The organism is Enterobacter sp. EGD-HP1 (genome assembly GCF_000733275.2).
In the GTDB taxonomy this organism is placed as follows: domain Bacteria; phylum Pseudomonadota; class Gammaproteobacteria; order Enterobacterales; family Enterobacteriaceae; genus Enterobacter.
The window spans coordinates 212,449-236,327 of the sequence record NZ_AVOP01000033.1; the positions used below are offsets into that span (position 1 = coordinate 212,449).

The 23,879-nt window shown below is 57.4% G+C and carries 23 protein-coding genes; 7 read left to right on the top strand and 16 right to left on the bottom strand.

Features of this window, described 5'->3' with window-relative positions:
- Positions 1 to 137 precede the first annotated feature (137 nt).
- Complete coding sequence (gene yjjY / locus N037_RS24945) at positions 138 to 278, bottom strand: protein YjjY (RefSeq protein WP_085928893.1); 141 nt, start codon at positions 276 to 278, stop codon at positions 138 to 140.
- A 95-nt stretch (positions 279 to 373) separates the two neighbouring features.
- Here yjjY and arcA point away from each other — a divergent pair, with 95 nt between their 5' ends.
- Entirely contained in the window at positions 374 to 1,090 is a 717-nt protein-coding gene (gene arcA, locus N037_RS18185; protein WP_003856501.1) for a two-component system response regulator ArcA, read from the top strand.
- A gap of 45 nt (positions 1,091 to 1,135) precedes the next feature.
- Here arcA and creD read toward each other — a convergent pair whose 3' ends face one another.
- The 4 genes from creD to creA are packed head-to-tail and all read right to left on the bottom strand — an operon-like array spanning position 1,136 to position 5,143.
- The gene (gene creD / locus N037_RS18190) at positions 1,136 to 2,488 is read right to left on the bottom strand and encodes a cell envelope integrity protein CreD (protein ID WP_032642641.1); all 1,353 of its coding nucleotides are present in this window, start codon (positions 2,486 to 2,488) and stop codon (positions 1,136 to 1,138) included.
- A 56-nt stretch (positions 2,489 to 2,544) separates the two neighbouring features.
- Entirely contained in the window at positions 2,545 to 3,969 is a 1,425-nt protein-coding gene (gene creC / locus N037_RS18195) for a two-component system sensor histidine kinase CreC (protein ID WP_032642643.1), read from the bottom strand.
- Positions 3,969 to 4,658 (bottom strand): two-component system response regulator CreB, encoded by a 690-nt coding sequence (gene creB / locus N037_RS18200; protein WP_032642645.1) that lies wholly within the window; start codon positions 4,656 to 4,658, stop codon positions 3,969 to 3,971. Before creB ends, creC begins: the two co-directional genes overlap by 1 nt.
- Positions 4,659 to 4,672: 14 nt before the next feature.
- Positions 4,673 to 5,143: a protein CreA gene (gene creA / locus N037_RS18205; protein WP_032642647.1), complete on the bottom strand. Its 471-nt coding sequence runs from the start codon at positions 5,141 to 5,143 to the stop codon at positions 4,673 to 4,675.
- Between the two features lie 211 nt (positions 5,144 to 5,354).
- Here creA and robA point away from each other — a divergent pair, with 211 nt between their 5' ends.
- Positions 5,355 to 6,224 carry an MDR efflux pump AcrAB transcriptional activator RobA gene (gene robA, locus N037_RS18210; RefSeq protein WP_014882475.1) on the top strand — a complete coding sequence of 290 codons (870 nt, stop codon included), beginning with the start codon at positions 5,355 to 5,357 and terminating at the stop codon, positions 6,222 to 6,224.
- On the opposite strand, the gene gpmB is transcribed toward robA, so the two are convergent.
- A complete protein-coding gene (gene gpmB, locus N037_RS18215) occupies positions 6,221 to 6,868 on the bottom strand; it encodes a 2,3-diphosphoglycerate-dependent phosphoglycerate mutase GpmB (RefSeq protein ID WP_008502057.1) in 648 nt (215 codons plus the stop codon). The genes robA and gpmB overlap by 4 nt on opposite strands.
- A 50-nt stretch (positions 6,869 to 6,918) precedes the next feature.
- On the opposite strand from gpmB, the gene yjjX reads away from it, so the two are divergent.
- The gene (yjjX, locus tag N037_RS18220) at positions 6,919 to 7,434 is read left to right on the top strand and encodes an inosine/xanthosine triphosphatase (RefSeq protein ID WP_023334447.1); all 516 of its coding nucleotides are present in this window, start codon (positions 6,919 to 6,921) and stop codon (positions 7,432 to 7,434) included.
- Between the two features lie 27 nt (positions 7,435 to 7,461).
- On the opposite strand, the gene trpR is transcribed toward yjjX, so the two are convergent.
- Together trpR and sltY are read right to left on the bottom strand one after the other, a co-directional pair.
- A complete protein-coding gene (gene trpR / locus N037_RS18225) occupies positions 7,462 to 7,791 on the bottom strand; it encodes a trp operon repressor (protein ID WP_010427104.1) in 330 nt (109 codons plus the stop codon).
- A 55-nt stretch (positions 7,792 to 7,846) separates the two neighbouring features.
- Positions 7,847 to 9,784, bottom strand: coding sequence for a murein transglycosylase (gene sltY, locus N037_RS18230; RefSeq protein ID WP_023334446.1), 1,938 nt, complete (start codon positions 9,782 to 9,784; stop codon positions 7,847 to 7,849).
- Between the two features lie 227 nt (positions 9,785 to 10,011).
- On the opposite strand from sltY, the gene ettA reads away from it, so the two are divergent.
- Positions 10,012 to 11,679 carry an energy-dependent translational throttle protein EttA gene (gene ettA / locus N037_RS18235; protein ID WP_032642754.1) on the top strand — a complete coding sequence of 556 codons (1,668 nt, stop codon included), beginning with the start codon at positions 10,012 to 10,014 and terminating at the stop codon, positions 11,677 to 11,679.
- A gap of 93 nt (positions 11,680 to 11,772) precedes the next feature.
- Here the strand turns inward: ettA and N037_RS18240 are convergent, their stop codons facing one another.
- Positions 11,773 to 12,672: a LysR family transcriptional regulator gene (locus N037_RS18240; RefSeq protein ID WP_032642649.1), complete on the bottom strand. Its 900-nt coding sequence runs from the start codon at positions 12,670 to 12,672 to the stop codon at positions 11,773 to 11,775.
- Between the two features lie 108 nt (positions 12,673 to 12,780).
- On the opposite strand from N037_RS18240, the gene N037_RS18245 reads away from it, so the two are divergent.
- Positions 12,781 to 13,782 carry a zinc-binding alcohol dehydrogenase family protein gene (locus tag N037_RS18245; RefSeq protein ID WP_032642651.1) on the top strand — a complete coding sequence of 334 codons (1,002 nt, stop codon included), beginning with the start codon at positions 12,781 to 12,783 and terminating at the stop codon, positions 13,780 to 13,782.
- Between the two features lie 42 nt (positions 13,783 to 13,824).
- On the opposite strand, the gene nadR is transcribed toward N037_RS18245, so the two are convergent.
- The 3 genes from nadR to serB all read right to left on the bottom strand — a co-directional run bounded on the left by nadR (position 13,825) and on the right by serB (position 17,521).
- Complete coding sequence (gene nadR, locus N037_RS18250) at positions 13,825 to 15,057, bottom strand: multifunctional transcriptional regulator/nicotinamide-nucleotide adenylyltransferase/ribosylnicotinamide kinase NadR (protein WP_015572616.1); 1,233 nt, start codon at positions 15,055 to 15,057, stop codon at positions 13,825 to 13,827.
- A gap of 35 nt (positions 15,058 to 15,092) precedes the next feature.
- Positions 15,093 to 16,478, bottom strand: a complete 1,386-nt coding sequence (radA, locus tag N037_RS18255) for a DNA repair protein RadA (protein WP_014068810.1) — start codon at positions 16,476 to 16,478, stop codon at positions 15,093 to 15,095.
- 74 nt (positions 16,479 to 16,552) lie between these two features.
- Positions 16,553 to 17,521 (bottom strand): phosphoserine phosphatase, encoded by a 969-nt coding sequence (gene serB, locus N037_RS18260; RefSeq protein ID WP_032642653.1) that lies wholly within the window; start codon positions 17,519 to 17,521, stop codon positions 16,553 to 16,555.
- A gap of 117 nt (positions 17,522 to 17,638) precedes the next feature.
- Between serB and N037_RS18265 the strand changes: the two genes are divergently transcribed.
- Complete coding sequence (locus tag N037_RS18265) at positions 17,639 to 18,283, top strand: YtjB family periplasmic protein (protein ID WP_023334440.1); 645 nt, start codon at positions 17,639 to 17,641, stop codon at positions 18,281 to 18,283.
- A gap of 39 nt (positions 18,284 to 18,322) precedes the next feature.
- Entirely contained in the window at positions 18,323 to 19,339 is a 1,017-nt protein-coding gene (gene lplA, locus N037_RS18270; protein ID WP_032642654.1) for a lipoate--protein ligase LplA, read from the top strand.
- Between the two features lie 85 nt (positions 19,340 to 19,424).
- Here the strand turns inward: lplA and deoD are convergent, their stop codons facing one another.
- The 4 genes from deoD to deoC form a co-directional block, all read right to left on the bottom strand.
- Entirely contained in the window at positions 19,425 to 20,147 is a 723-nt protein-coding gene (gene deoD / locus N037_RS18275; RefSeq protein ID WP_010427122.1) for a purine-nucleoside phosphorylase, read from the bottom strand.
- 104 nt (positions 20,148 to 20,251) lie between these two features.
- The gene (gene deoB / locus N037_RS18280; RefSeq protein ID WP_023334433.1) at positions 20,252 to 21,475 is read right to left on the bottom strand and encodes a phosphopentomutase; all 1,224 of its coding nucleotides are present in this window, start codon (positions 21,473 to 21,475) and stop codon (positions 20,252 to 20,254) included.
- A 52-nt stretch (positions 21,476 to 21,527) separates the two neighbouring features.
- Positions 21,528 to 22,850, bottom strand: a complete 1,323-nt coding sequence (deoA, locus tag N037_RS18285) for a thymidine phosphorylase (protein ID WP_023334432.1) — start codon at positions 22,848 to 22,850, stop codon at positions 21,528 to 21,530.
- 109 nt (positions 22,851 to 22,959) lie between these two features.
- Positions 22,960 to 23,739 (bottom strand): deoxyribose-phosphate aldolase, encoded by a 780-nt coding sequence (deoC, locus tag N037_RS18290; protein WP_023310320.1) that lies wholly within the window; start codon positions 23,737 to 23,739, stop codon positions 22,960 to 22,962.
- Positions 23,740 to 23,879 lie beyond the last annotated feature (140 nt).

Sequence of the window (23,879 nt, forward strand, 5' to 3'; positions counted from 1 at the left end):
GTTGGTTTATTGAAAAATTGTGACAAAGGCTAGCATTCGGCTACGATGATTTCATCAAACTGTTAACGTGCTACAATTGAACTTGATATATGTCAACGAAGCGTAGTTTTATTGGGTGTCTGGTGTCACTTAGCCTGTTATGTTGCTGTTAAAATGGTTAGGATGACAGCCGTTTTTGACACTGTCGGGTCCAAAGGGAAAGTACCCAAGACCAAGCTAATGATGTTGTTGACGTTGATGGAAAGTGCATCAAGAACGCAATTACGTACTTTAGTCACGTTAAGCCGATCATGTTAATTTGCGACATGCATCAGGCAGGTCAGGGACTTTTGTACTTCCTGTTTCGATTTAGTTGGCAATTTAGGTAGCAAACATGCAGACCCCGCACATTCTTATCGTTGAAGACGAGTTGGTAACACGCAACACGTTAAAGAGCATTTTCGAAGCAGAAGGCTACGATGTCTTTGAAGCGACCGATGGCGCAGAGATGCATCAGATCCTTTCTGAAAATGATATCAACCTGGTGATCATGGATATTAACCTGCCGGGCAAAAACGGTCTTCTTCTGGCGCGCGAACTGCGCGAACAGGCGAACGTCGCGTTAATGTTCCTGACGGGCCGTGATAACGAAGTTGATAAAATTCTTGGCCTGGAAATCGGTGCGGATGACTACATCACCAAACCGTTCAATCCTCGCGAGTTAACCATTCGTGCACGCAACCTGCTGTCCCGCACCATGAACCTGGGTACGGTCAGCGAAGAGCGTCGTAGCGTAGACAGCTACAAATTCAACGGCTGGGAACTTGATATCAATAGCCGTTCGCTGATTAGCCCGAACGGCGAGCAGTATAAACTGCCGCGCAGTGAATTCCGCGCGATGCTGCACTTCTGCGAAAATCCGGGCAAAATTCAGTCCCGTGCAGAGCTGCTGAAGAAAATGACCGGCCGTGAGCTGAAACCGCACGACCGTACCGTAGACGTGACCATCCGTCGTATTCGTAAGCATTTCGAATCTACGCCAGATACGCCGGAAATCATCGCCACGATCCACGGCGAAGGGTACCGTTTCTGCGGTGACCTGCAGGAGTAATCCCGCAGTTAACGCATTAAAAAACGGCGCATTGCGCCGTTTTTTTTATTTCCAGATCCGCATCGTATCGTCATCCGGTGCTGCGGGTGGCTCAGGTCGCTTCGGCTGAGAGAGCGAGTACCAGTCGAAATGCCGGGTCAGGTACATCACCGCAAACAGCGCCAGCGCGAGAACCGCTGACCCCAACAGCAGCGCGCTGTCCTCCGAGCGCAGCAGGAACCACATCACCACATCCAGTCCGAGGAGTGCCAGCACAAACATTCCGCTACGCTTCCAGCTTTTCAGCACCGCCTGCAGGTACATTCCGTTCATCGCCGCCCCAACGAGGCTTGCGACAATCCAGGCAGGGGTAAACCCGACGTGTTCAGACAGCGCCAGCAGCACCAGATAGAACAGGACCAGCGACAGCCCCACCAGCAGATACTGCATCGGGTGAAGGCGTAATCCGGTTAAGGTTTCGAAGACAAAGAAGGCCATAAACGTCAGCGCAATCAGCAAAATAGCGTACTTGATCGCACGGTCAGTCAGCTGATACTGGTCGGCTGGCGTCGCTACCGTGACGCTAAAGGCCGGGAGCGCCTCCCACTCCGGCGACTCCTTGTCGTAGAACCAGCTCTCAAGGTTATTTGCAAACCAGCTGCTCTGCCAGTTCGCCTGGAAACCGGACTCGCCTATCTGATGCTTAACGGGGAGATAATCGCCCATAAAGCCCGGATGCGGCCAGTTGCTGTTGAGCGTCATTTCGCTATTACGCCCTACCGGTACCACCGCAAAACTGCCGGTTCCCGCCAGGCTGAGGGACATCTCAAGCGCAAACGTTTTGGCTTCCAGCGCTTTGTCGGTCAGCGGAATGTGGATCCCAGCAAGCGCCCCGTAGACGCCTGAGCCGGGTTCCACGCTTAGCGTCTCACCGTTGATTTTAGAGATACTGACCGTACCGATGCCCCGCGCGTCGCCAACGCCCGTCACGATAAACGGCTGCCCTGTTGTTATCGTTTCCCCTCTCAGCTGTTTTAGCTCTTCGGTATTAAACTGCGCTTTTATCTTCAGGTCAGTGTTCCAGATTTGCCCGTCGTAGATGCCAATATTTCGGGACTCCACGCGCTGGTTACCTTCCACAACCAGAGATTCCGGCAGAATGAAATGCATATAGCTTTTCTTGTATTCGACCTTCTTCTCGTCCTCTATCTTGTAGAAGATCTCCGTCATCGGAATCGCAATCATCGGACCGACCAGCTTTTGCGGTCCGCTGGTGCTCTGACGCAGCGTATTTTCAACATCGTTGCGGTAGCTCTCACGCTCTGATATCAGGTTACTGACCATAAAAAGCGGGACTAACAGCAGCAGGATGCACCCCAGCAGGGTGCTTACTTTCCAGAACAGGGGGGATTTCATCATTACGTCTCCTTTGTGATGAGGAGAGCGTAACCAGGCCGTGTGGGGTCAGTTTGAAGCTATGTGAAGGGACGGTGAAGCGTCAGCGTGGCCATCACGCCGCCTTCCTCACGATTACGCAATGCAATCTCTCCCTGATGCAGACGCGCCACCTCCTGAACAAACGCCAGCCCAAGTCCGCTGCTCTTCAATCCGTTCTCGCGAGGCAGGGAATAAAAGCGCTCAAAAATACGCGCCAGCGCATAATCCGGGATACCGCTTCCGCTGTCGGTGACGATAAGCTGTATCTGCCCCTGCTCTTCCCGGGCCGCCAGTCCAATGGCACCGCCCTGCGGCGTAAAATCAATAGCGTTATCCAGCAAATTGCCAAGCGCCTGTTCGAGCAGGTCGGGATCGCCTTCAACATGAAGCGAAACGGGCTGGAGGGTCAGCACAATCTCTTTTGCCGCCAGCAGCGCCGAGCGCGCGTCGGCAAGACGGGTAAACAGCAGGTCGACACGGACGGTCTGAGGCGTAATCTCGACCCGATTTTCAAGCCGTGCCTGAGTGAGCAATTTTTCAACCAGCGACTGCATACGCGCGTTTTGCACCAGAATATTATCGATAAACCGCGCGGCCACCTGCGGCGGCGGCTGCTCGGCGAGAATTTCCGCCGCGCCGCGTATGGCGGCGATCGGGCTTTTCAGCTCGTGGGTCAGCGCATGGACATAGTGTTCAATGTAGTTTTTCCCTTCCAGGCGAATGCGCATATTCTCCAGCGCCTGGGCCAGCTTGTGCAGTTCGCTGCTGCCAGGATTAGGCAGCGGAAGAGGCGTATCCGTAGTCACCGAGTCGGCATAGCGCGATAACGTACTGATAGAACGATTGATCCACCAGGCGACAAGAAGACCGATCAGCAGGGCAATACCGAGCAGCGCCCCGCCTGCCCACAGGATCCGCCGCTCGCTGCGATGGATAACCGGTGCCATCGCGCTGTTCGGTTTCCCGACCGACAGCACGCCGATAATCTTGCCCTGCTCCACAACCGGCGCGGCAACATACATCACCGTGCTCTCCGGGTCGTCGGGATGGCTCTGGGTACTGCGCGCGCCGTATTCGCCGCGAAGCGTCAGCCAGACATCGTTCCAGCGCGAGTAATCTTGACCCACGGCCAGACCGGCGGAATCAAACACGACGCGGCCCTGCGCATCGGTCATGTAGACGTGGTATTCGTTACGCACTTTATGAATCCCGCCGATATTGGCGCGGAAAGGGCGCTGATGTAGCTGAGAAAAGGCCTGCGCCAGTTTGCCCTGCTGCGCATGGCCCGAAAGCAAATCATCACGCCCAATTTCAGCCAGCAGGGTCGCGGTGTCGATCAACGTGCCCTCGGTTGCCCTGCGCACGCCGGGCTTCACTTCCTGAACAAAGATCGACAGTACGAACCACGCGGCGATGGCGACGATCAGGAAATACCCCAGCAGCAACCGCATCCCAATGCGCATCAGTAAAGGCCCAGACTGTAGCCCATACCGCGATGGGTGCTGATGGGTGACAGTTCCTCATTCACCGCCCGCAGCTTGGCGCGCAGGGTTTTGATGTGGGTGTCCACGGTACGATCGAAACTGTCGCCGTCTTCACCCCACACCTTGTCCATGAGCTGCTGACGAGAAAAGACCCGCCCGGGAGCCTGTAACAAGGTTTTGAGCAGCAAGAATTCGTAGCGGGTCAGGGGCAATGCTTCACCGCACCAGCTGATTCGCGCGGCAGGTTCGTTAAGTTCAAACTGGCCGATGCGCACAATCTCCGAAGGCGCGGCGGATTTTTGCATGCGCCGTAAAATTGTCCGCACCCGCGCACAGACTTCACGGGGTGAGAAAGGTTTAGCCACGTAGTCATCGGCCCCCATTTCCAGGCCAAGCAGCTTGTCTACCTCATCACTGCGCGCCGTCAGAAACAGCACAGGCAGCGAGGGATGCTGCGCCAGCAGCCGGCGGCAAAGCTCAAATCCACTGATGTCCGGCAGCCCGACGTCCAGAATGGCGAGCGCCGGAACCTGCCGCCGCGCCTCCTCCAGCACGGGTAAACCGCGTTCAAACGCCTTTACCGCGAATCCTTCCTGCTGAAGCATGTAGATCAGCGTATCGGCGATACTGGTTTCGTCTTCAACCAGCCAGACCACAGGTTGTTGCATGATTCATCCCTGAATTAATGCCACGGCATAATCGGCACCGCGCTGATCGCGTTTTTCGGCGAACCTTCCACCACTTTGTCGGAATAGGCCAGGTAAGCCAGCGTATTGCGTTTGGCATCGTAGAAACGCACCACCTGCAGCTTTTTGAACACCAGCGAGGTCCGTTTCTGGAATACCACGTCGCCCTGCGCTTTGCCGTTTTTAATTTTATCGCTCAATTCAACCGGGCCCACCTGCTGGCAGGAAATCGCCGCATCGGAGGTATCTTCCGCCAGCCCCAGTCCGCCTTTGATACCGCCCGTTTTCGCGCGGCTGACGTAGCAGGTGACGTTTTTCACGTCCGGATCGTCAAACGCCTCCACCACGATTTTGTGGTCTGGGCCAAACATTTTGAACACGGTATCGACGGAGCCAATCTGTTCTGCCTGCGCCGCGCGTCCGACCATCAGCATCAGCGCGGTGAAGATCAAAGTCTTGTATTTCATATTGTTACCATTCTTTAAAATTACACTGAGCGATTATTCAACACTTTAGATAAAAATGTAGCAAGATCACAGGATTAGAATATATCTGCCTGTAATGTGCTCTAAAAAGCATGAATGCGCAAAAAAAACACTGAATGCTAAAACATCAAAAAATGCTATTATCCGCTAACCTGTTATCAGGCACCTGCTGTTTTAAGGATGAGGATAGTATATGGATCAGGCTGGAATTATTCGCGACCTGCTCACCTGGCTGGAAGGTCATCTCGACCAGCCTTTGTCACTGGATAATGTGGCGGCTAAAGCAGGCTATTCCAAGTGGCATCTGCAAAGGATGTTCAAGGATGTCACCGGTCATGCTATCGGGGCCTATATTCGCGCACGTCGTTTATCTAAATCTGCTGTGGCACTACGCCTGACCGCGCGGCCGATTCTGGATATTGCCCTGCAATATCGTTTCGATTCACAACAGACTTTTACCCGCGCCTTTAAAAAACAGTTCTCGTTGACGCCTGCGCTTTATCGTCGCTCGCCTGACTGGAGCTCGTTTGGCATGCGTCCGCCGCTGCGTCTGGGCGAGTTCGCGATGCCGAAATATGAAATTGTCGCGCTGCCGGAAACCCATCTGATCGGCACAACCCAGAGCTACTCCTGTTCACTGGAGCAGATTTCTGAGTTCCGTCATCAGATGCGCGTTCAGTTCTGGCGTGATTTCCTGAGCCACGCACCGGCGATCCCGCCAATCCTGTATGGCCTCAACGAAACGCACCCAAGCCAGGAAAAAGACGACGAGCAGGAGGTGTTCTACACCACCGCGCTGACGCCAGAGATGGCCAATGGGTACATTCAGGGTTCGAAGCCTGTCGTACTGGAAGGCGGCGAGTACGTGATGTTCTCGTATGAAGGGCTGGGGACGGGGGTTCAGGAGTTTATCCTGACCGTTTACGGGACCTGCATGCCGATGCTAAATCTGAATCGCCGTAAAGGTCAGGACATTGAGCGCTACTACCCGGCGCAGGATGCCAAACCGGAAGAAGGCCCAATCAATCTGCGTATGGAATTCTTGATTCCGATACGTCGTTAACGCTGCAGTTCGTCAAGCGCAGGGGCATCAAGATGCGAAATGTCCCCTGCCATCTCCACTACCCAGCCCGACGCCAGCCACGCGCTCTCCTGATAATCAATCCGGGAAATGGAGCAGTTGCGCAGACGCAAGCGGCGCTCGGCGTAAGCCGGTAACCCCAGAATGGTGCTCACCAGGCAACCCAACGCAATCCCGTGACTCACCAGCAGCGGACGGCTTCCCGCCGGAAGCTTCAGGCATTCCGCCAGTGCAGCATGCATGCGCACGCTCAGCTCCTGCATGGATTCGCCTTCAGGAATACGGCCATCTTCGGTGCCGTTCACCAGCGTGCGGCGCCAGCCCTCCTCCGTTTCCGTCAGCGTATCAATATGGCGTTTTTCCAGCACGCCCATATCCAGCTCGCGCAGGCGCGGCTCCAGCATGACGTCACAGCCGCAGGCATCTGCAATGATGCGCGCCGTCTGCTGTGTGCGACCTAAATCGCTGGTAATCACGTGGGTAATGCCCAGCGTTCTGGCGCGTTCCGCCACCTGCCACGCTTGCTGCACGCCCTTCTCAGTAAGAGGACTGTCTGACTGGCCTTGAATACGTCGCTCGGCGTTCCACTGCGTTTCACCGTGGCGAACAAGGTATACCTGTAACATGCTTTTTTTCCGTTATACTGCGATGAGTTTTTTTTGAATCGAGCTTAATTATGCACCATGTTGTCTCTGCTACCACTAATCCTGCCAAAATTCAGGCAATTCTAAGGGCATTTGACGAGATCTTCGGCGCAGGATCCTGCCATATTGAGGCCATCGGCGTCGAGAGTGGCGTTCCTGAACAGCCGTTTGGCAGCGAGGAAACGCGCGCTGGCGCACGAAATCGCGTGGCAAACGCTAAGGCCGCAGCACCGAATGCGGACTTTTGGGTCGCGATTGAAGCAGGTATCGACGAAGGCGCAACCTTTAGCTGGGTGGTCATCGAAAGCCGCGAGCAGCGCGGTGAAGCGCGTTCGGCCACCCTGCCGCTGCCGGAGATCATTCTGGAAAAAGTCCGTGCGGGTGAAGCGCTCGGGCCGGTGATGTCGCAGTACACCGGCATCGATGAGATTGGCCGTAAAGAAGGGGCGATTGGCGTCTTTACCGCAGGCGCGCTGACGCGTTCAGGCGTTTACCACCAGGCGGTGATTCTGGCGTTAAGCCCGTTCCATAACGCGATTTATCGGTAAGTTTCCAGGCCGGATAAGGCGCAGCCGTCATCCGGCGTTTTTCAGCAATACCGCTTCCAGCCACTGGCGCAGCTCAACCGGCGCAGACTTCAGGCTGTTCGAGCCGCGGGTGATGGTTGCAATGCCCGCGCCGAGCTCATTTTTCAGCTCGCGCTGGCTCATCTCACCGCGCAGCAGCTCCTCAATGATCCGCACGCGCGTGCCCAGCGCCTCGCGCTCGTCCGGCGTGAGCATCAGCTGCATCAGGGGTAAGTGCAGATCCTGTTCGTAAGACTGGCGAAGCAGCTCCACAAAACGAAGCCACTCCTGATGACGTTGTTCGGCCATTGCCGAGGAATACGGGGAATGCTGGGTCATGTTATGCTGCCTCTTGTACTCATTAGCGAGTACAGCATAACACAACCCACGCCGATCAGTAACGTCTCTGCCACTCGGCATCGCTCATCAGGGTATCTTTCTGCCCCATGAAGTAGCGATAGTAAGCGTCATAGGCCAGCACGTTCTTCACGTAGCCGCGCGTTTCCGAGAACGGGATGCTCTCGACAAACGCCACGGCGTCGATGCGTCCGGCGCTGTTGCCGAGCCAGGTACGCACGCGTCCAGGCCCCGCGTTATACGCCGCCGAAGAGAAGATGCGGTTATTGCCGAACTGCTGATACACGTACTGGAGATAGCTGGTACCGATGTTGATGTTGGTATCCGGATCCAGGAGCTGTGACGGGCTGCTGTACCCAGGAATATTAAACATCTTCACCGTGTGCGTCGCCGTGCCCGGCATAATCTGCATCAGGCCGCTGGCACCCACCGGGGAACGGACTTTCGGGTTCCAGGCGCTCTCCTGGCGGGCAATCGCCATCGCGTAGCTTTGCGGGATATCTTTGCCGCTGGTGTAGCGATCGAACAGATCTTTGTACGCCAGCGGGAAACGCTCTTCGAGATGATCCCAGAGCTTGCCGGCGATCGTCGCCTGCACGCTGAGATCCCACCAGTGATTATCAAAGGCGTAGCGGGCAAGCTGGGCTTTCTCGTCGGTGGTGCGGCTGGTGACCAGATTCGCCCACTCGCTGCGCGCGGTGTTATCCATATTCCAGTACATCAGCTCGCGAACGCGCGCCATTTCTGGCCCCTGCGTCAGCGCCGGGTTCGCGTTAGCAGGCGCTTTATCAATGCGGAAGGTATACTCCTCGCCCAGACGCTGCGCGGCTGCCATCGGGTAAAATCCGCGCTGCTGCATCAGCGTATGGAGGATCTCTTTGGCCTCATCATCACGACCGCGCTCCATCAGCAGATCGGCCTGCCAGTAGCGCCATTCGTCCTTCTCTTTGGCCTCCATCGGCAACCGCGCGAGCCAGGTATTCAGCCCACGGCGATCGCCCGTGCCCAGCGCCATGCGCACGCGGCGTTCCACCAGCGACGTGGAGTTCGAACGCATAATGGCATCGTCACGCCAGCGCGCCTGTTCATCGGTCACGTCGGTGCCCATCAGTCGCCACGCTACGATATCGCGCAGCTCCTGGGTTTGCTCCTCATTAAGCTGCTGCGCCTGCACCAGCTGCGGGATCATCAGCCGCGCGTTTTCCACATCGTCACGCGCCACGCTGGCAAAGGCCACCGCCGCCATCTGGCGGGTAAAATCGGTCGCGCCCGTACTGCGGGCAAAGGTCAGCACGCTGTTCGGATCGTTAGCCAGCGAGATAACCGCGGTAGAGATCGTCTGGTAATCGGACGGCATCTGCCCCGCCAGCGTGGTCACCAGACGCGTGTTGCCCGCTTTCATCGCCAGGCGAATGCGCTCGAGGTAGGCCAGCGGATCCTGCTTGCCGGAAGCACGCCATGCCCCAAACAGGGAATCACAGGCGTTCGGCTGGTTTTTCCCGGTAAGCCACAGATCTTTCGCCCCGGCCCAGGCCTCTTCCTGCTGGCCGGTCGCCCATTTCGCGTAGTAATAGTTACACTGGGCTTCGGTGGTATTCGGTTTTTCAGGGCTGAACGCCAGCAGCCCGCGCCAGTCTTCGCGACGCGCCAGCTCATTCACAAAACGAGACTGGAGATTTCGGGCTGGCGGCAGGGTCGGGTTCGCCTGAATGAAGTTATTCACGGTGACGGTAGGCTGGTTCATCAGATCGTCGGTTATCTGGCGATACTCCAGATACGGATACAGCGGATAATCCTTTAGCGTCGGCATAAGCGCCTGTACGGTATCCATCTGCTTGTTGTCCCACGCCTGTTTAATCTGGGCGTAGCGGTTACGTTGTTCATCCAGTGAATCGGCATGCACCGCCTGGCTTACCGCCATTACGCATACGCTGGCAGCCAGCAGACGCCAGACCACCCGTTTGGCTTTTTCCACAAGCTCTTCCTCATTGTTTTTTCGTCAATTGCAGCGTCTTGCCACGTCAAAGTCTAATTAACTTATGCTAACCAGGCATTCTTCAACGCGCCACGTCATGGACACTTTTTTACCTTTCTTGCGCGTTTTAACACTCCCGACGTTCCTGGCTGGGATTAGGACGTGAAAAAGGCTACACTTCGAGGCTGAAATTCCTTCTCATTATGATAAAAGAGGCGAAGTCCAACGTGGCTCAATTCGTTTATACCATGCATCGTGTCGGCAAAGTTGTCCCGCCGAAACGTCATATTCTTAAAAATATCTCGCTGAGCTTCTTCCCGGGCGCAAAAATCGGTGTTCTGGGTCTCAACGGTGCCGGTAAGTCCACCCTGCTGCGCATCATGGCCGGGATTGATACAGACATCGAAGGTGAAGCCCGTCCGCAGCCTGGCATCAAGATTGGTTACCTGCCGCAGGAACCTCAGCTGAACCCGGAACACACCGTTCGCGAATCCGTTGAAGAAGCGGTGTCCGAAGTGGTTAACGCCCTGAAAGGTCTGGATGAAGTGTATGCCAAATACGCCGAGCCGGATGCGGACTTCGACAAGCTGGCCGCGCAGCAGGGCAAGTATGAAGAGATTATCCAGGCGCACGACGGCCACAACCTGAACGTGCAGCTGGAGCGCGCGGCGGATGCCCTGCGTCTGCCGGACTGGGATGCGAAAATCGCGAACCTCTCCGGGGGTGAACGCCGCCGCGTGGCGCTGTGCCGCCTGCTGCTGGAAAAACCAGACATGCTGCTGCTCGACGAACCCACCAACCACCTGGATGCGGAATCCGTGGCGTGGCTGGAGCGCTTCCTGCACGACTTCGAAGGCACCGTTGTGGCGATTACCCACGACCGTTACTTCCTCGACAACGTCGCTGGCTGGATCCTGGAGCTGGACCGCGGCGAAGGTATTCCGTGGGAAGGCAACTACTCCTCCTGGCTGGAGCAGAAAGATCAGCGTCTGGCGCAGGAAGCTTCTCAGGAAGCGGCGCGTCGTAAGTCTATCGAGAAAGAGCTGGAGTGGGTTCGTCAGGGCGCGAAAGGCCGTCAGTCTAAGGGCAAAGCCCGTCTGGCACGCTTTGAAGAGCTGAACAACACCGAATACCAGAAACGTAACGAAACCAACGAACTGTTTATTCCGCCTGGAGCACGTCTGGGGGATAAAGTGGTTGAAGTCAGCAACCTGCGCAAGTCCTACGGCGACCGCCTGCTGATTGACGACCTGACCTTCTCCGTACCGAAAGGCGCTATCGTTGGCATCATCGGTCCGAACGGCGCGGGTAAATCGACCCTGTTCCGCATGATGTCCGGTCAGGAACAGCCTGACAGCGGCTCTATCACCCTGGGTGAAACCGTGAAGCTGGCCTCCGTTGACCAGTTCCGTGACGCGATGGATAACAGCAAAACCGTGTGGGAAGAAGTCTCCGGCGGTCTGGATATCATGCGTATCGGCAACACCGAGATGCCAAGCCGCGCCTATGTTGGCCGCTTCAACTTCAAAGGCACCGACCAGGGCAAACGCGTGGGCGAGCTGTCCGGCGGTGAGCGCGGTCGTCTGCACCTGGCGAAGCTGCTGCAGGTGGGCGGTAACGTACTGCTGCTCGATGAACCAACAAACGACCTGGATATCGAAACCCTGCGCGCGCTGGAAAACGCCCTGCTGGAGTTCCCGGGCTGTGCGATGGTTATCTCGCACGACCGCTGGTTCCTGGACCGTATCGCGACCCACATTCTGGACTACCAGGATGAAGGCAAAGTGGAGTTCTTCGAAGGTAACTTTACCGAATACGAAGAGTACAAGAAACGCACGCTGGGCGCCGACGCGCTGGAGCCGAAGCGTATTAAGTACAAGCGTATTTCTAAGTAAGTGCCCAAAAAGCCGGGTGGCGCTCACGCTTACCCGGCCTACGGTTCTGCGCTGTTTGTAGGCCGGGTAAGGCGAAGCCGCCACCCGGCTTTTTTATTTGTCCACGTAATACCGCTTCACCTCATCAAACTGCATCGCAAAGTCGATATAGCTCATCAGCGCGGGCGAGTTCAGCTTGCGGCTCGGGTAGGCAAGCCACAGATCGTTACCTTCAACGCTCCACTCCGGCAGCACCTTCACAAGCGCCCCCTTTTCGACCTTATCCTCCAGCAGAAACGCGGGTAAGAGCGTGATCCCCGCGCCGGCAATCGCACACTCGCGGGCGTATACCAGATTATCGGTCATGTGCGCGTTATCCGGCAGGTAGCGGTAATCCTCGCCCTCGCTTCGCAGAAGCCACTCCGACCACGCCCGGTGCGTAATGCAGCGGTGTTCCACCAGCTGACGGGGATGAATTAACGGCTCCCGACGCGCCAGATAGTCCGGCGAGGCCAGCATGTAGCGCGGGCAGTGCCCGATTATCCGGCCAATCAGAGAGGAGTCCTGCGGCTTGCCGGTGCGCAGCGCCACGTCAAAACCGGCCTCGACCAGATCCACCACGTCGTCAGAAATAGACACATCCAGCGAAACGTCAGGATAGCGAAGCTGGAACTCGGCATTCATGTGCGCCAGCAGCGTCGCCCCAATCCCCGCCGGACAGGTGATCCTTAGCCGCCCGCTGGGGTTATCGCGCAGCCGCTGAATGGCGTACTCCGCCCGCTCGCTGGCCGCCAGCATCTCGCGGCAGTGCACCAGATAGTGCTCGCCCGCAAACGTCAGGCTGATCCTGCGCGTGGTGCGGTTAAGCAGGCGGATACCCACCTGCTGCTCCAGCTGGCTAATTCGCTGGCTAACGCTGGATTTCGGCAGTTCGGCTTTCTGAGCCGCCGCGGTAAAGCTCCCCATCTCCGCCACCAGTGCGAACAGCGCCATATCCTGCAGCTGTTTAAACATGATTGTTCATCCTGTACGAACGCTGAGTTCTTGATTGTCCATCTTATCACGCAGCTGGCCACTTAATAGACTAGCCTCAATAAAACGCATGCCATTGAGGAGCACACCATGTCAGTTAAAGCCATTGCCGTTAACCCGGAAAATCCCTCTGCTTTCATTGAAATCACTCCGCCGATGCCGCAGCCCGGCGAGCACGATCTGCTGGTGGAGGTGAAGGCCGTCTCCGTTAACCCGGTCGATACCAAAGTCCACGCGGGCATCGCTAAAAACGGGCTGAACGAGCCGCGCATTCTCGGCTGGGATGCCAGCGGGATCGTCAAAGCGGTAGGGGCTGGCGTCACCGGATTCAAACCGGGTGACGAGGTGTGGTACGCGGGCGATATCACCCGCCCGGGCAGCAACACCACGCATCAGCTGATCGATGCGCGGATTGTCGGGCGCAAGCCCGCCAGCCTCGGCTGGGCGGCTGCCGCTGCGCTGCCCTTAACCGCGCTCACCGCGTGGGAAGGCCTTTTTGAACGGCTGAATATTCAGGATGCAGGGGCGGACAAAACGCTGCTGATCATCGGCGGCGCGGGCGGCGTGGGATCGCTGGCGATCCCCTTTGCGAAGCACAACAGCAAGGTGAAAATCATCGCGACAGCATCAAGAGAAGATTCCGCCCGGTGGTGCCGCGATCGCGGGGCTGAGGTTGTCGTAAATTACCGCGACCTTAAAGGCGAGCTGGCGAAACAGGGGCTTACCTTTGTGGATTACATTTTCATCCTCAACGACACCGACGGGCACTGGGATGCGGTCAGCGACCTGATTGCGCCGCAGGGGCATATCTGTTCCATCGTTGAGAATGAACGTCCGCTGAACCAGGACAAGCTGAAGTCCAAATCCGCCGCGCTGCACTGGGAGTTTATGTATACCCGCAGCATGTACCAGACGGCGGATATGGCGCGTCAGGGTGAGATCCTCAATGAGGTGGCGAAGCTGGTGGATAACGGCGTGGTGGAAAGTTCGCTGAGTGAAACGCTGCACGGGCTGAGCGTGGAAAGCATTACCGAGGCGCACCGTAAGGTGCTGGAGGGGCATATGCGCGGGAAAGTGGTGGTTGAGTTCTGAGTGGTTTGATGCCCTCTCCCACAGGGAGAGGGTGGTTAACGCTTACCCCTGCTCTCCCATCATTTCCTTCACCAACTCGACGCAGCGCAGGAAGCGGGAGTCGTAGTCCGACTCTTCCACATGCACAAACTCAACGTTGTTCTCATTGAGCATCTCCACGAGCATGGTCTGAAACTCTCGCCTGTCCACGGAGCTGCCGAGGCTGCGCATGCCGTCAGCGACCCACGGAGTGTTGTTCTCCAGCAGGATCACCAGGTCAAAGCGATATTCGTCAATCAGCGCCTGCACGAACGGGTGCTCGCGCCCTTCGTATTTTTTACAGAACGCCTGCGTGGTGACGAAATCGGTATCGATAAACGCCACCTTGTTGGCATATTTCACCGCAAAATCAATGTACTGAGCATGACCAAGCGCGATTTTGTCATAGTCGGAATACTGCAGCGCCATCTCGTCGCCGCCGAGGTGCGAGAAGACATAATCGCGGCCATACTCCCACGCGCTGGTGGTATTGAAGATGTTCGCCAGCTTGTTGACCAGCGTCGATTTACCGCTCGACTCGCCGCCGAGGATCGCCACCGTACGCACGAAGAACGGCTTCACTTCGGTCGGAATGTAATCCCAGTAGCGGAACGGATTCTCGCGGATCTGCGCCCCGCTGATGTTCATGAAGGTGCGTTTCGGGTCGATCAACACCGTCTCGATGCCCAGATGCTCGCGGAACTGCGGCGCGTCGGACTCTTCAGAGGTGTAGATCCAGTTAGGCGCAATGCCCTTCTCTTCCATAAACGCTTTGATGCCGTTGCTCCACACGTCCCAGCCGTGTGGATACGGCTCCATGCCCTCTTCGTTAAAGGCATGAATACGAATGTTTTTCTGATACTTAAAGGTCTGGAGCAGCCAGCGCAGGCGGTCCGGCACGGTCGGCTGCTGCGACATGGCGCTGTCTTCAAACAGCTGACGGTCGCGGGTTTCGTCGTAGCCCATGATGATGTGCAGCTCGTCCACCTGGCTACAGGCGCGCTGGATCAGATAGATATGCCCGGTATGCAGCGGGTAAAACTTGCCGAACACCACGCCGATGTTCTTTTGCATACGCGGGAATTCCAGCCCCAGAAAGCGGTGCAGCGCTTCCAGCTTCTGCGCGCTGGGGCTTTTGATTTTGGCGTTCAGCAGCTGGCTCAGGTAGCCTTTGGTCATGCCGCTGGCGTCCGCCACCTGCTGCAGCGTGCAGCCCTTCTGGCGGATTGCGGTCTTGATGTAGTCAAATGATGACATAAATTACGGTGCCTCCTGCAAAATCGAATACGTAATTATAAGTCGTCAAAGACATTTAACGCATCTGCGAGTTTCTTCACGCCAAATACCTGCATCCCTTCCGGGATTTTTTTCGGCACGTTGGCGGCGGGAACGATCGCCCGGCGGAAGCCGTGTTTTGCCGCTTCGGATATACGCTCCTGCCCGCTCGGCACCGGGCGAATCTCCCCGGCCAGGCCCACTTCGCCAAAGACGACCAGATCCTGCGGCAGCGGTCGGTCGCGCAGGCTGGAGACCATTGCCAGCAGCAGCGCCAGGTCTGCGCTGGTCTCCGTGACTTTGACGCCGCCCACCACGTTCACGAAGACGTCCTGATCCGCCATCTGCAGCCCGCCGTGACGATGCAGCACCGCCAGCAGGATCGCCAGACGGTTCTGTTCCAGACCGACCGCCACGCGCCGCGGGTTGCCCATCATCGACACGTCCACCAGCGCCTGAATTTCAACAAGCAGCGGGCGCGTCCCTTCCCATAGCACCATCACCGAGCTGCCGGAGGTGATCTCATCGCCACGGCTCAGGAAGATGGCCGACGGGTTGCTGACTTCACGCAGCCCCTGTTCGGTCATGGCAAACACGCCCAGTTCGTTCACCGCACCAAAGCGGTTCTTGTGGCTGCGCAGGGTGCGGAAGCGGGAATCCGCGTCGCCGTCGAGCATCACGGAGCAGTCGATACAGTGTTCAAGCACCTTCGGCCCGGCCAGCGAGCCGTCTTTGGTCACGTGGCCGACCATCACAATCGCCACCCCGCGCGTTTTGGCAAAGCGCGTCAGGTAGGCCGCGGTTTCACGCACCTGCGCCACGCTGCCCGGCGAAGACTGAATGTCCGCCATGTGCATCACCTGGATGGAGTCGATCACCATCAGCTTCGGCTGCTCTTCTTCGGCGATCATGCAGATCTGCTCGATGCTGGTTTCGGAGAGCATATTCAGGTTGCCGGTCGGCAGGCCCAGACGGTGCGCGCGCATCGCCACCTGCTGCAGTGACTCCTCGCCCGTGACGTACAGGGTTTTCATCTGTTCAGCGAGCTTGCAAAGCGTTTGCAGCAGCAGGGTCGATTTACCCGCGCCCGGGTTACCGCCAATCAGAATGGCGCTGCCCGGCACCACGCCGCCGCCGAGCACGCGGTCAAACTCTTTGAACCCGGTGGAGAAGCGCGGCAGCTCTTCGAGGCTGATGTCCGAGAGTTTTTGCACCTTCGCCACGCCCGCGTTACCGGCATAGCCGCTCAGGCGCTCGTTGCGGGCCACGCTCGGCGAAGCCGCCACACCACGCACTTCGGTGATGGTGTTCCAGGCATGACAGGCGCTGCATTGCCCCTGCCAGCGCGGATAATCCGCACCACATTCATTACAGACAAATGCGCGTTTTGGAGCTTTCGCCACGGTTTACCTCGTTATTTCTGTGCAGCCTGCGTGCCGGGTGGCGCTTACGCTTACCCGGCCTACAAAGCAGACCGTTATTTCTGATTAATGCTGCCGGAGAGAATGCAGAACACCCCCATCAGGTCAGCGTGACGGATAGTGACTTCCGTCTTTTCATTGACCTTTGGCTTGGCATGGTAGGCAATGCCCAACCCGGCCGCTTTGATCATCGGCAGGTCGTTCGCCCCGTCCCCGATGGCGACGGTCTGGACGACCGGAATTTCATATTTTTCCGCGAGACGCGTCAGCGTATTGGCTTTGTACTGGGCATCTACGATATCGCCGATCACCTGGCCGGTCAGCTTGCCGTCCATGATCTCCAGCTCATTGGCCACCACGGTGGTCAGATGCAGTTTTTCCCGCAGATAATCCGCGAAGAAGGTGAAGCCACCGGAGGCGATCGCCACTTTCCAGCCCAGCGACTGCAGCTTCAGCACCAGCTGCGTCAGCCCAGGCATCAGCGGCAGCACGTCGCGCACCTGACGCAGAATGTTAGCATCGGCCCCTTTCAGCGTCGCCACGCGCTGGCGCAGGCTGGCGGCGAAGTCCAGCTCGCCGCGCATCGCACGCTCGGTGACTTCCGCTACCAGCTCGCCGCTGCCCGCCAGCTTCGCAATCTCGTCAATACATTCGATCTGAATGGCGGTTGAGTCCATGTCCATCACCAGCAGGCCCGGGGTTTTCAGGTGCGGAATTTTACCCAGCGGCGCGACGTCCAGCCCGGCGTCATGCGCCAGACGCGTTGCGCGCTGCGTCAGGGAACCCGCCAGGCGAATAACCTGGTAGTCTTCCACGCACCAGGCGGCGACGATAACCATCGCGGCGCCCAGCTTGCTTTGATACTGGGTCAGGCGTTGCTTATCCAGACCGCGTCCGTAGAGGAGCCAGCCGCTACGACCGGCGTGGTAATCCAGAGGCATCACCTCATCGCCACTTAAAGAGAGCGGCAATCCTGGCCATAAAGAGACATCCGTTGGCAGGTCACACCAGGTAATGTTCGGCATTAAAGCTCCTGTAATTTCGTTCGCGCCGGAAGGTTGCAGAGGGAAAATAACGCATGAGGCTACCCTGTAACCATCACTTCTGGCAACATTAAGCCGTAAATTTTCAGCAGGTGGAATATGGCTCGCGCAAAACTGAAATTCCGGCTTCATCGCGCCGTGATTGTCCTCTCCTGTCTCGCACTATTAGTGGTGCTGATGCAAGGGGCATCGTGGTTTAGCCAGAACCATCAACGGCAACGCAACCCGCAGTTTGAAGAGCTGGCCCGCACGCTGGCGCGCCAGGTGACGCTCAACGTCGCGCCGTCCATGCGTACCGAAACGCCGGACGATAAGCGAATAGGCCAGGTTTTACGCCAGCTCACGGAGAACAGCCGCATTCTTGATGCCGGCGTCTATGATGAGCAAGGCAACCTGATTGCCCGCGCGGGCGAGCACGTCGACGTGCGCGACAGGCTGGCGCTGGACGGTAAAAAAGCCGGGGGCTATTTTAACCAGCAGATCGTCGAACCTATTCAGGGGAAGAATGGTCCGCTGGGCTATCTGCGCCTGACCCTCGATACCCACACCCTGCCTACTGAAGCCAAACAGGTCGATAATACCACCAATATTCTGCGCCTGATGCTGCTGCTTTCACTCGCCATCGGCGTTGTGCTGGCACGCACCCTGCTTCGGGGCAAGCGCTCGCGCTGGCAGCAATCCCCGTTCCTGCTGACCGCCAGCAAATCCGTCCCCGAAGACGAAGAGAGCGAGAAGAAAGATTAGTGATAAAGTAGGCGAACGATTCGGAAAAGGAACTTTGCCATGACGACGTTACGCCTGCTTATCTCTGACTCTTACGATCCCTGGTTTAATCTCGCGGTAGAAGAGTGCATCTTCCGCCAGATGCCCGCTACCCAGCGCGTACTGTTTCTCTGGCGTAACGCCGATACGGTGGTCATCGGCCGCGCGCAAAACCCGTGGAAAGAGTGCAACACGCGGCGTATGGAAGAGGATAACGTCCGCCTCGCGCGCCGCAGCAGCGGCGGCGGCGCGGTGTTTCACGATCTGGGCAATACCTGCTTTACCTTTATGGCGGGCAAACCGGAATACGACAAAACCATCTCAACGTCCATCGTCCTCAACGCGCTCAATTCACTCGGCGTGACGGCGGAAGCGTCCGGGCGTAACGATCTGGTGGTGAAAACCCCCGAGGGCGACCGGAAGGTCTCCGGCTCCGCCTACCGCGAAACGATGGATCGCGGCTTCCACCACGGCACCCTGTTGCTGAACGCAGACCTGAGCCGTCTGGCGAACTACCTGAATCCTGATAAGAAAAAGCTCCAGGCTAAAGGGATTACCTCCGTGCGTGGGCGCGTAGCGAATCTGGTAGAACTGTTGCCGGGGATTACGCACGAGCAGATATGCGATGCGATCCGCGAGGCGTTCTTTGCGCACTACGGCGAGCGCGTGGAAGCGGAGGTAATCTCTCCAGATAAAACCCCGGATCTGCCAAACTTCGCGGAAACCTTCGCCCGCCAGAGCAGCTGGGAGTGGAATTTCGGTCAGGCACCGGCGTTTTCACACCTGCTGGATGAGCGATTTACCTGGGGCGGCGTGGAGCTGCATTTTGACGTCGAGAAAGGCCATATCACCCGCACGCAGGTGTTTACTGATAGCCTGAACCCGGCACCGTTAGAGGCGCTGGCTGCTCGTTTGCAAGGCTGTTTGTACCGGGCGGATATGCTGCAGCAGGAATGCGACGCGTTGATTGGGGATTTTCCGGAGCAGGAAAAAGAGCTGCGGGAGCTGTCGGCGTGGATTGCGCAGGCCGTGCGCTAGTAAAAAAGCCCGCTGGCGCTGCGCTTAGCGGGCCTACAATACCGTAGGCCGGGTCAGGCGAAGCCGCCACCCGGCACAACAGCGCTTACTCTTTATCGCCCAGCAGAACGGATTCCAGCGCGATTTTGATCATGTCGTTGAAGGTCGTCTGACGCTCGGCAGCGGTGGTCTGCTCGTGGGTACGGATATGGTCGGACACGGTGCAGATGGTCAGCGCTTTCGCACCAAACTCAGCCGCAACGCCGTAGATACCCGCCGCTTCCATTTCCACGCCCAGAATGCCGTATTTTTCCATCACGTCGAACATCTCGCCGCCGTCCGGTGCATAGAACAGGTCAGCAGAGAAGATGTTACCCACGCGCGCTTCAACGCCCAGCGCTTTTGCCGCGTCAACCGCGTCACGCACCATGCCGAAGTCAGCAATCGCCGCGAAGTCATGGTCTTTAAAACGCATGCGGTTCACTTTGGAATCGGTGCAGGCACCCATACCGATAACGATGTCGCGCAGCTTAACGTCCATGCGCACCGCGCCGCAGGAGCCAACGCGGATGATTTTCTTCACGCCGAAGTCGGTGATCAGCTCTTTGGTGTAGATAGAGCAGGATGGGATACCCATACCGTGGCCCATCACAGAGATTTTGCGACCTTTGTAGGTACCGGTGAAGCCCAGCATGCCGCGAACGTTGTTCACTTCACGCACGTCTTCCAGGAAGGTTTCAGCAATGTGCTTCGCGCGCAGCGGGTCGCCCGGCATCAATACGACGTCAGCGAAATCACCCATTTCTGCATTAATGTGAGGAGTTGCCATCTTCAGTTCCTTTTCATTTGAGTTTTTTTGCCCGGTGGCGCGCAGCGATCCGGGCCTACGGTTTTGTAGGCCGGGTAAGGCGCAGCCGCCACCCGGCAATGACCTCAGAACATAGCCTTGCCATATTCCATGTCAGACGTACCAAAGTATTTCGCGATAGTCTGGCCGATGTCCGCGAAGGTTTCACGGTGACCGAGCGAGCCCGGCTTCACTTTCGGGCCGTACACCAGCACCGGAATGTGCTCACGGGTGTGGTCGGTACCGGTCCAGGTTGGGTCGCAGCCGTGGTCCGCGGTCAGGATCAGAATGTCATCTTCACCCACCAGCTCCATCAGCTCCGGCAGACGGCGGTCGAACAGTTCCAGACCGGCCGCGTAGCCCGCTACGTCGCGACGGTGGCCCCAGGAGGAGTCGAAGTCCACGAAGTTGGTGAAGACAATGGTCTTGTCGCCCGCTTCTTTCATCTCTTTGATGGTGGCATCGAACAGCGCATCCAGACCGGTGGCTTTCACTTTTTTGGTGATGCCGCAGTTGGCGTAGATATCCGCGATTTTACCCACGGACACCACGTGGCCGTCTTTCTCTTCAACCAGCTTCTGCAGCACGGTTGGCGCCGGTGGCTCAACGGCCAGGTCGTGACGGTTACCGGTACGCTGGAAGTTACCCGCTTTGTCGCCGATAAACGGACGCGCGATCACGCGGCCAATGTTGTAGCCGCCTTCGGTCAGCTCTTCACGGGCGATTTCGCACAGCTCGTAGAGTTTATCCAGGCCGTAGGTCTCTTCGTGGCAGGCAATCTGGAAAACGGAGTCAGCAGAGGTGTAGAAAATCGGCTTGCCGGTTTTCATGTGCTCTTCGCCGAGCTCGTCCAGAATCACGGTACCGGAAGAGTGGCAGTTACCGAGGTAGCCCGGCAGGTTGGCACGCTTCACCAGCTTGTCCAGCAGCTCCTGCGGGAAGCTGTTCTCATGATCGGAGAAATAACCCCAGTCGAACAGCACCGGCACACCGGCGATTTCCCAGTGGCCAGACGGGGTATCTTTACCGGAAGAGAGCTCGTGCGCCCAGCCGTAGGCACCCACGACTTCCGCGTTGCCGTCCATACCGGCTGCGATTTTACCGGTAGAGCCTTCATGCGCTTTCACCAGACCGAGGCGGGTCAGGTTAGGTAGAGTCAGAGGGCCTTTACGACCGTTGTCCGCTTCGCCTTTCGCACAGGCTTCCGCGATGTGACCCATGGTATCGGAACCCACGTCACCAAAACGTTCTGCATCTTCGGTTGCGCCGATGCCGAATGAGTCCAGCACCATAATAAATGCACGTTTCATAATTGTTCTCCGTACGTAGTGCTTAAAAATGATTGATCAGATCAGTATACCGCTATTCGGTGATACGGCGATAGACAGTCGGTGTGGTTTCCGGCGCTTTATCGTCAAGCGTAATGGCCGCTTTCACCGCTTTTGCCGCGTCCTGCCAGCTGGCTTCGTCTTTGGCGTGGATCACCGCCAGCGGACGTTGACCGTCAACGCTGTCGCCCAGACGGGCCATATCGGTAAAGCCGACGCTGTAATCAATGGTGTCTGATGCCTGACGACGGCCGCCGCCCATCGAGACCACCGCCATGCCGAGCGCACGGGTGTCCATTGCAGAAACGAAACCTTCGCTATCGGCATACACCGCTTTGCTGAGCGTCGCGGTTGGCAGGTATTTCGCGTAGTTCTCGACGAAATCGGTCGGGCCTTTCTGCGCCGCGACCATACGGCCGAAGATTTCCGCCGCTTTGCCGTTGTCCAGCACCGCCTGCAGTTTCGCGCGCGCTTCAGCATCGTCTTTGGCCAGCTTGCCGGAGATCAGCATCTCAACGCACAGCGCCATGGTGACGTCGAACAGGCGCGGGTTACGGTATTCACCGGTGAGGAACTGTACCGCTTCACGCACTTCAACCGCGTTACCGGCGCTGGACGCCAGCACCTGGTTCATGTCGGTGAGCAGTGCGGTGGTGCGCACGCCCGCGCCGTTGGAGACGCCAACGATCGCTTCGGCCAGCGCAGCAGAAAGTTCATAGGTCGGCATAAACGCGCCGCTGCCGACCTTCACGTCCATCACCAGCGCGTCCAGCCCTTCCGCCAGCTTTTTGGCAAGAATAGAGGCGGTGATCAGCGGGATGGAGTCAACGGTCGCGGTAATATCGCGGGTTGCGTAAAAACGTTTGTCTGCCGGAGCAAGAGAGCTGGTCTGGCCGATAATCGCCACACCAACGTCTTTAATAATGTCGCGGAAGCGGTTGTCATCCGGGAAGATATCGAAGCCCGGAATGGCTTCCAGTTTGTCGAGCGTACCGCCGGTGTGGCCAAGGCCGCGCCCGGAGATCATCGGGATGTAACCGCCACAGGCCGCCACCATTGGGCCGAGCATCAGAGACGTCACGTCGCCCACGCCGCCGGTGGAGTGTTTGTCCACAATTGGGCCGTTAAGGTTAAGGCTTTTCCAGTCCAGAACGGTTCCTGAATCTCGCATCGCCATGGTCAGCGACACGCGCTCAGGCATCGACATATCGTGGAAGAAGATAGTCATCGCCAGAGCCGCAATCTGCCCTTCTGAGACGGTGTTATCACGAATGCCGTTGATGAAGAAGCGGATCTCTTCATCGCTTAATGCATGACCATCACGTTTTTTACGAATAATTTCTTGTGCGAGAAACACGGTAACCTCCATGCGGAATCGGGGGAGTTGTGGCGGGTGGCACTACGCTTACCCGCCCTACGATCCTGTAGGCCGGATAAGCGAAGCGTCATCCGGCGTTGTCTGGCAATCAGTAGCTGCTTGCGCTCTTACCGTCGCCGTGGCCCAGCGCTTTCAGCAGGCTGGCCAGCAGGCTGGACGCGCCGAAGCGGTAGTGACGGGAATCGGCCCAGTCGGCACCAAACAGCTCGTCGGCAATCGCCAGGAACTGCTGCGCGTCTTCGGCGGTACGCACGCCGCCCGCGGGTTTGAAACCAACGGTTTTGGACACGCCCATATCGCGGATAACTTCCATCATGATGCGCGCGCTTTCTGGGGTCGCATTCACCGGCACTTTACCGGTAGAGGTTTTGATGAAATCGGCACCGGCTTTGATGGAGATTTCAGACGCCTTACGAATCAGCGCCTCTTCTTTCAGCTCGCCGGTTTCGATGATCACTTTCAGCAGCACGTTTGCCGCCGCACACGCGTCTTTACAGGCTTTCACCAGATCAAAACCGACCTGCTCGTTGCCGGCGATCAGCGCGCGGTACGGGAATACCACGTCAACTTCGTCTGCGCCGTAGGCAATCGCCGCGCGGGTTTCTGCCAGCGCAATCTCGATATCATCGTTGCCATGCGGGAAGTTAGTTACGGTAGCAATGCGCACGTCCGGCGTACCCTGCTCTTTCAGCGTCTTACGGGCAATCGGGATAAAGCGCGGGTAGATACAGATGGCTGCGGTGTTACCCACCGGCGTTTTCGCCTGATGGCACAGGGCGATGACTTTTTCATTGGTGTCGTCATCGTTCAGGGTGGTCAGATCCATCAGCTTCAACGCGCGCAGGCTGCTTGCAGTTAAATCGGTCATAACATTCTCCAACGGCAGTACCGTATAAATTTTACCTTGCGGGTCTGTGAGTATTCTAACATTCACCCGCATCCACACTTCGACATTCATCACAGTTAATGAAAACTGCGTACAAATTTGCATTACTGTAATGAGATCTT

Bases quoted from the DNA above. Each gene is read 5' to 3' on its own strand.
- arcA (WP_003856501.1), top strand. From the start codon at position 374: ATGCAGACCCCGCACATTCTTATCGTTGAAGACGAGTTGGTAACACGC.
- creD (WP_032642641.1), bottom strand. From the start codon at position 2,488: ATGATGAAATCCCCCCTGTTCTGGAAAGTAAGCACCCTGCTGGGGTGC.
- creC (WP_032642643.1), bottom strand. From the start codon at position 3,969: ATGCGCATTGGGATGCGGTTGCTGCTGGGGTATTTCCTGATCGTCGCC.
- creB (WP_032642645.1), bottom strand. From the start codon at position 4,658: ATGCAACAACCTGTGGTCTGGCTGGTTGAAGACGAAACCAGTATCGCC.
- creA (WP_032642647.1), bottom strand. From the start codon at position 5,143: ATGAAATACAAGACTTTGATCTTCACCGCGCTGATGCTGATGGTCGGA.
- robA (WP_014882475.1), top strand. From the start codon at position 5,355: ATGGATCAGGCTGGAATTATTCGCGACCTGCTCACCTGGCTGGAAGGT.
- gpmB (WP_008502057.1), bottom strand. From the start codon at position 6,868: ATGTTACAGGTATACCTTGTTCGCCACGGTGAAACGCAGTGGAACGCC.
- yjjX (WP_023334447.1), top strand. From the start codon at position 6,919: ATGCACCATGTTGTCTCTGCTACCACTAATCCTGCCAAAATTCAGGCA.
- trpR (WP_010427104.1), bottom strand. From the start codon at position 7,791: ATGACCCAGCATTCCCCGTATTCCTCGGCAATGGCCGAACAACGTCAT.
- N037_RS18240 (WP_032642649.1), bottom strand. From the start codon at position 12,672: ATGTTTAAACAGCTGCAGGATATGGCGCTGTTCGCACTGGTGGCGGAG.
- N037_RS18245 (WP_032642651.1), top strand. From the start codon at position 12,781: ATGTCAGTTAAAGCCATTGCCGTTAACCCGGAAAATCCCTCTGCTTTC.
- nadR (WP_015572616.1), bottom strand. From the start codon at position 15,057: ATGTCATCATTTGACTACATCAAGACCGCAATCCGCCAGAAGGGCTGC.
- serB (WP_032642653.1), bottom strand. From the start codon at position 17,521: ATGCCGAACATTACCTGGTGTGACCTGCCAACGGATGTCTCTTTATGG.
- N037_RS18265 (WP_023334440.1), top strand. From the start codon at position 17,639: ATGGCTCGCGCAAAACTGAAATTCCGGCTTCATCGCGCCGTGATTGTC.
- lplA (WP_032642654.1), top strand. From the start codon at position 18,323: ATGACGACGTTACGCCTGCTTATCTCTGACTCTTACGATCCCTGGTTT.
- deoD (WP_010427122.1), bottom strand. From the start codon at position 20,147: ATGGCAACTCCTCACATTAATGCAGAAATGGGTGATTTCGCTGACGTC.
- deoB (WP_023334433.1), bottom strand. From the start codon at position 21,475: ATGAAACGTGCATTTATTATGGTGCTGGACTCATTCGGCATCGGCGCA.
- deoC (WP_023310320.1), bottom strand. From the start codon at position 23,739: ATGACCGATTTAACTGCAAGCAGCCTGCGCGCGTTGAAGCTGATGGAT.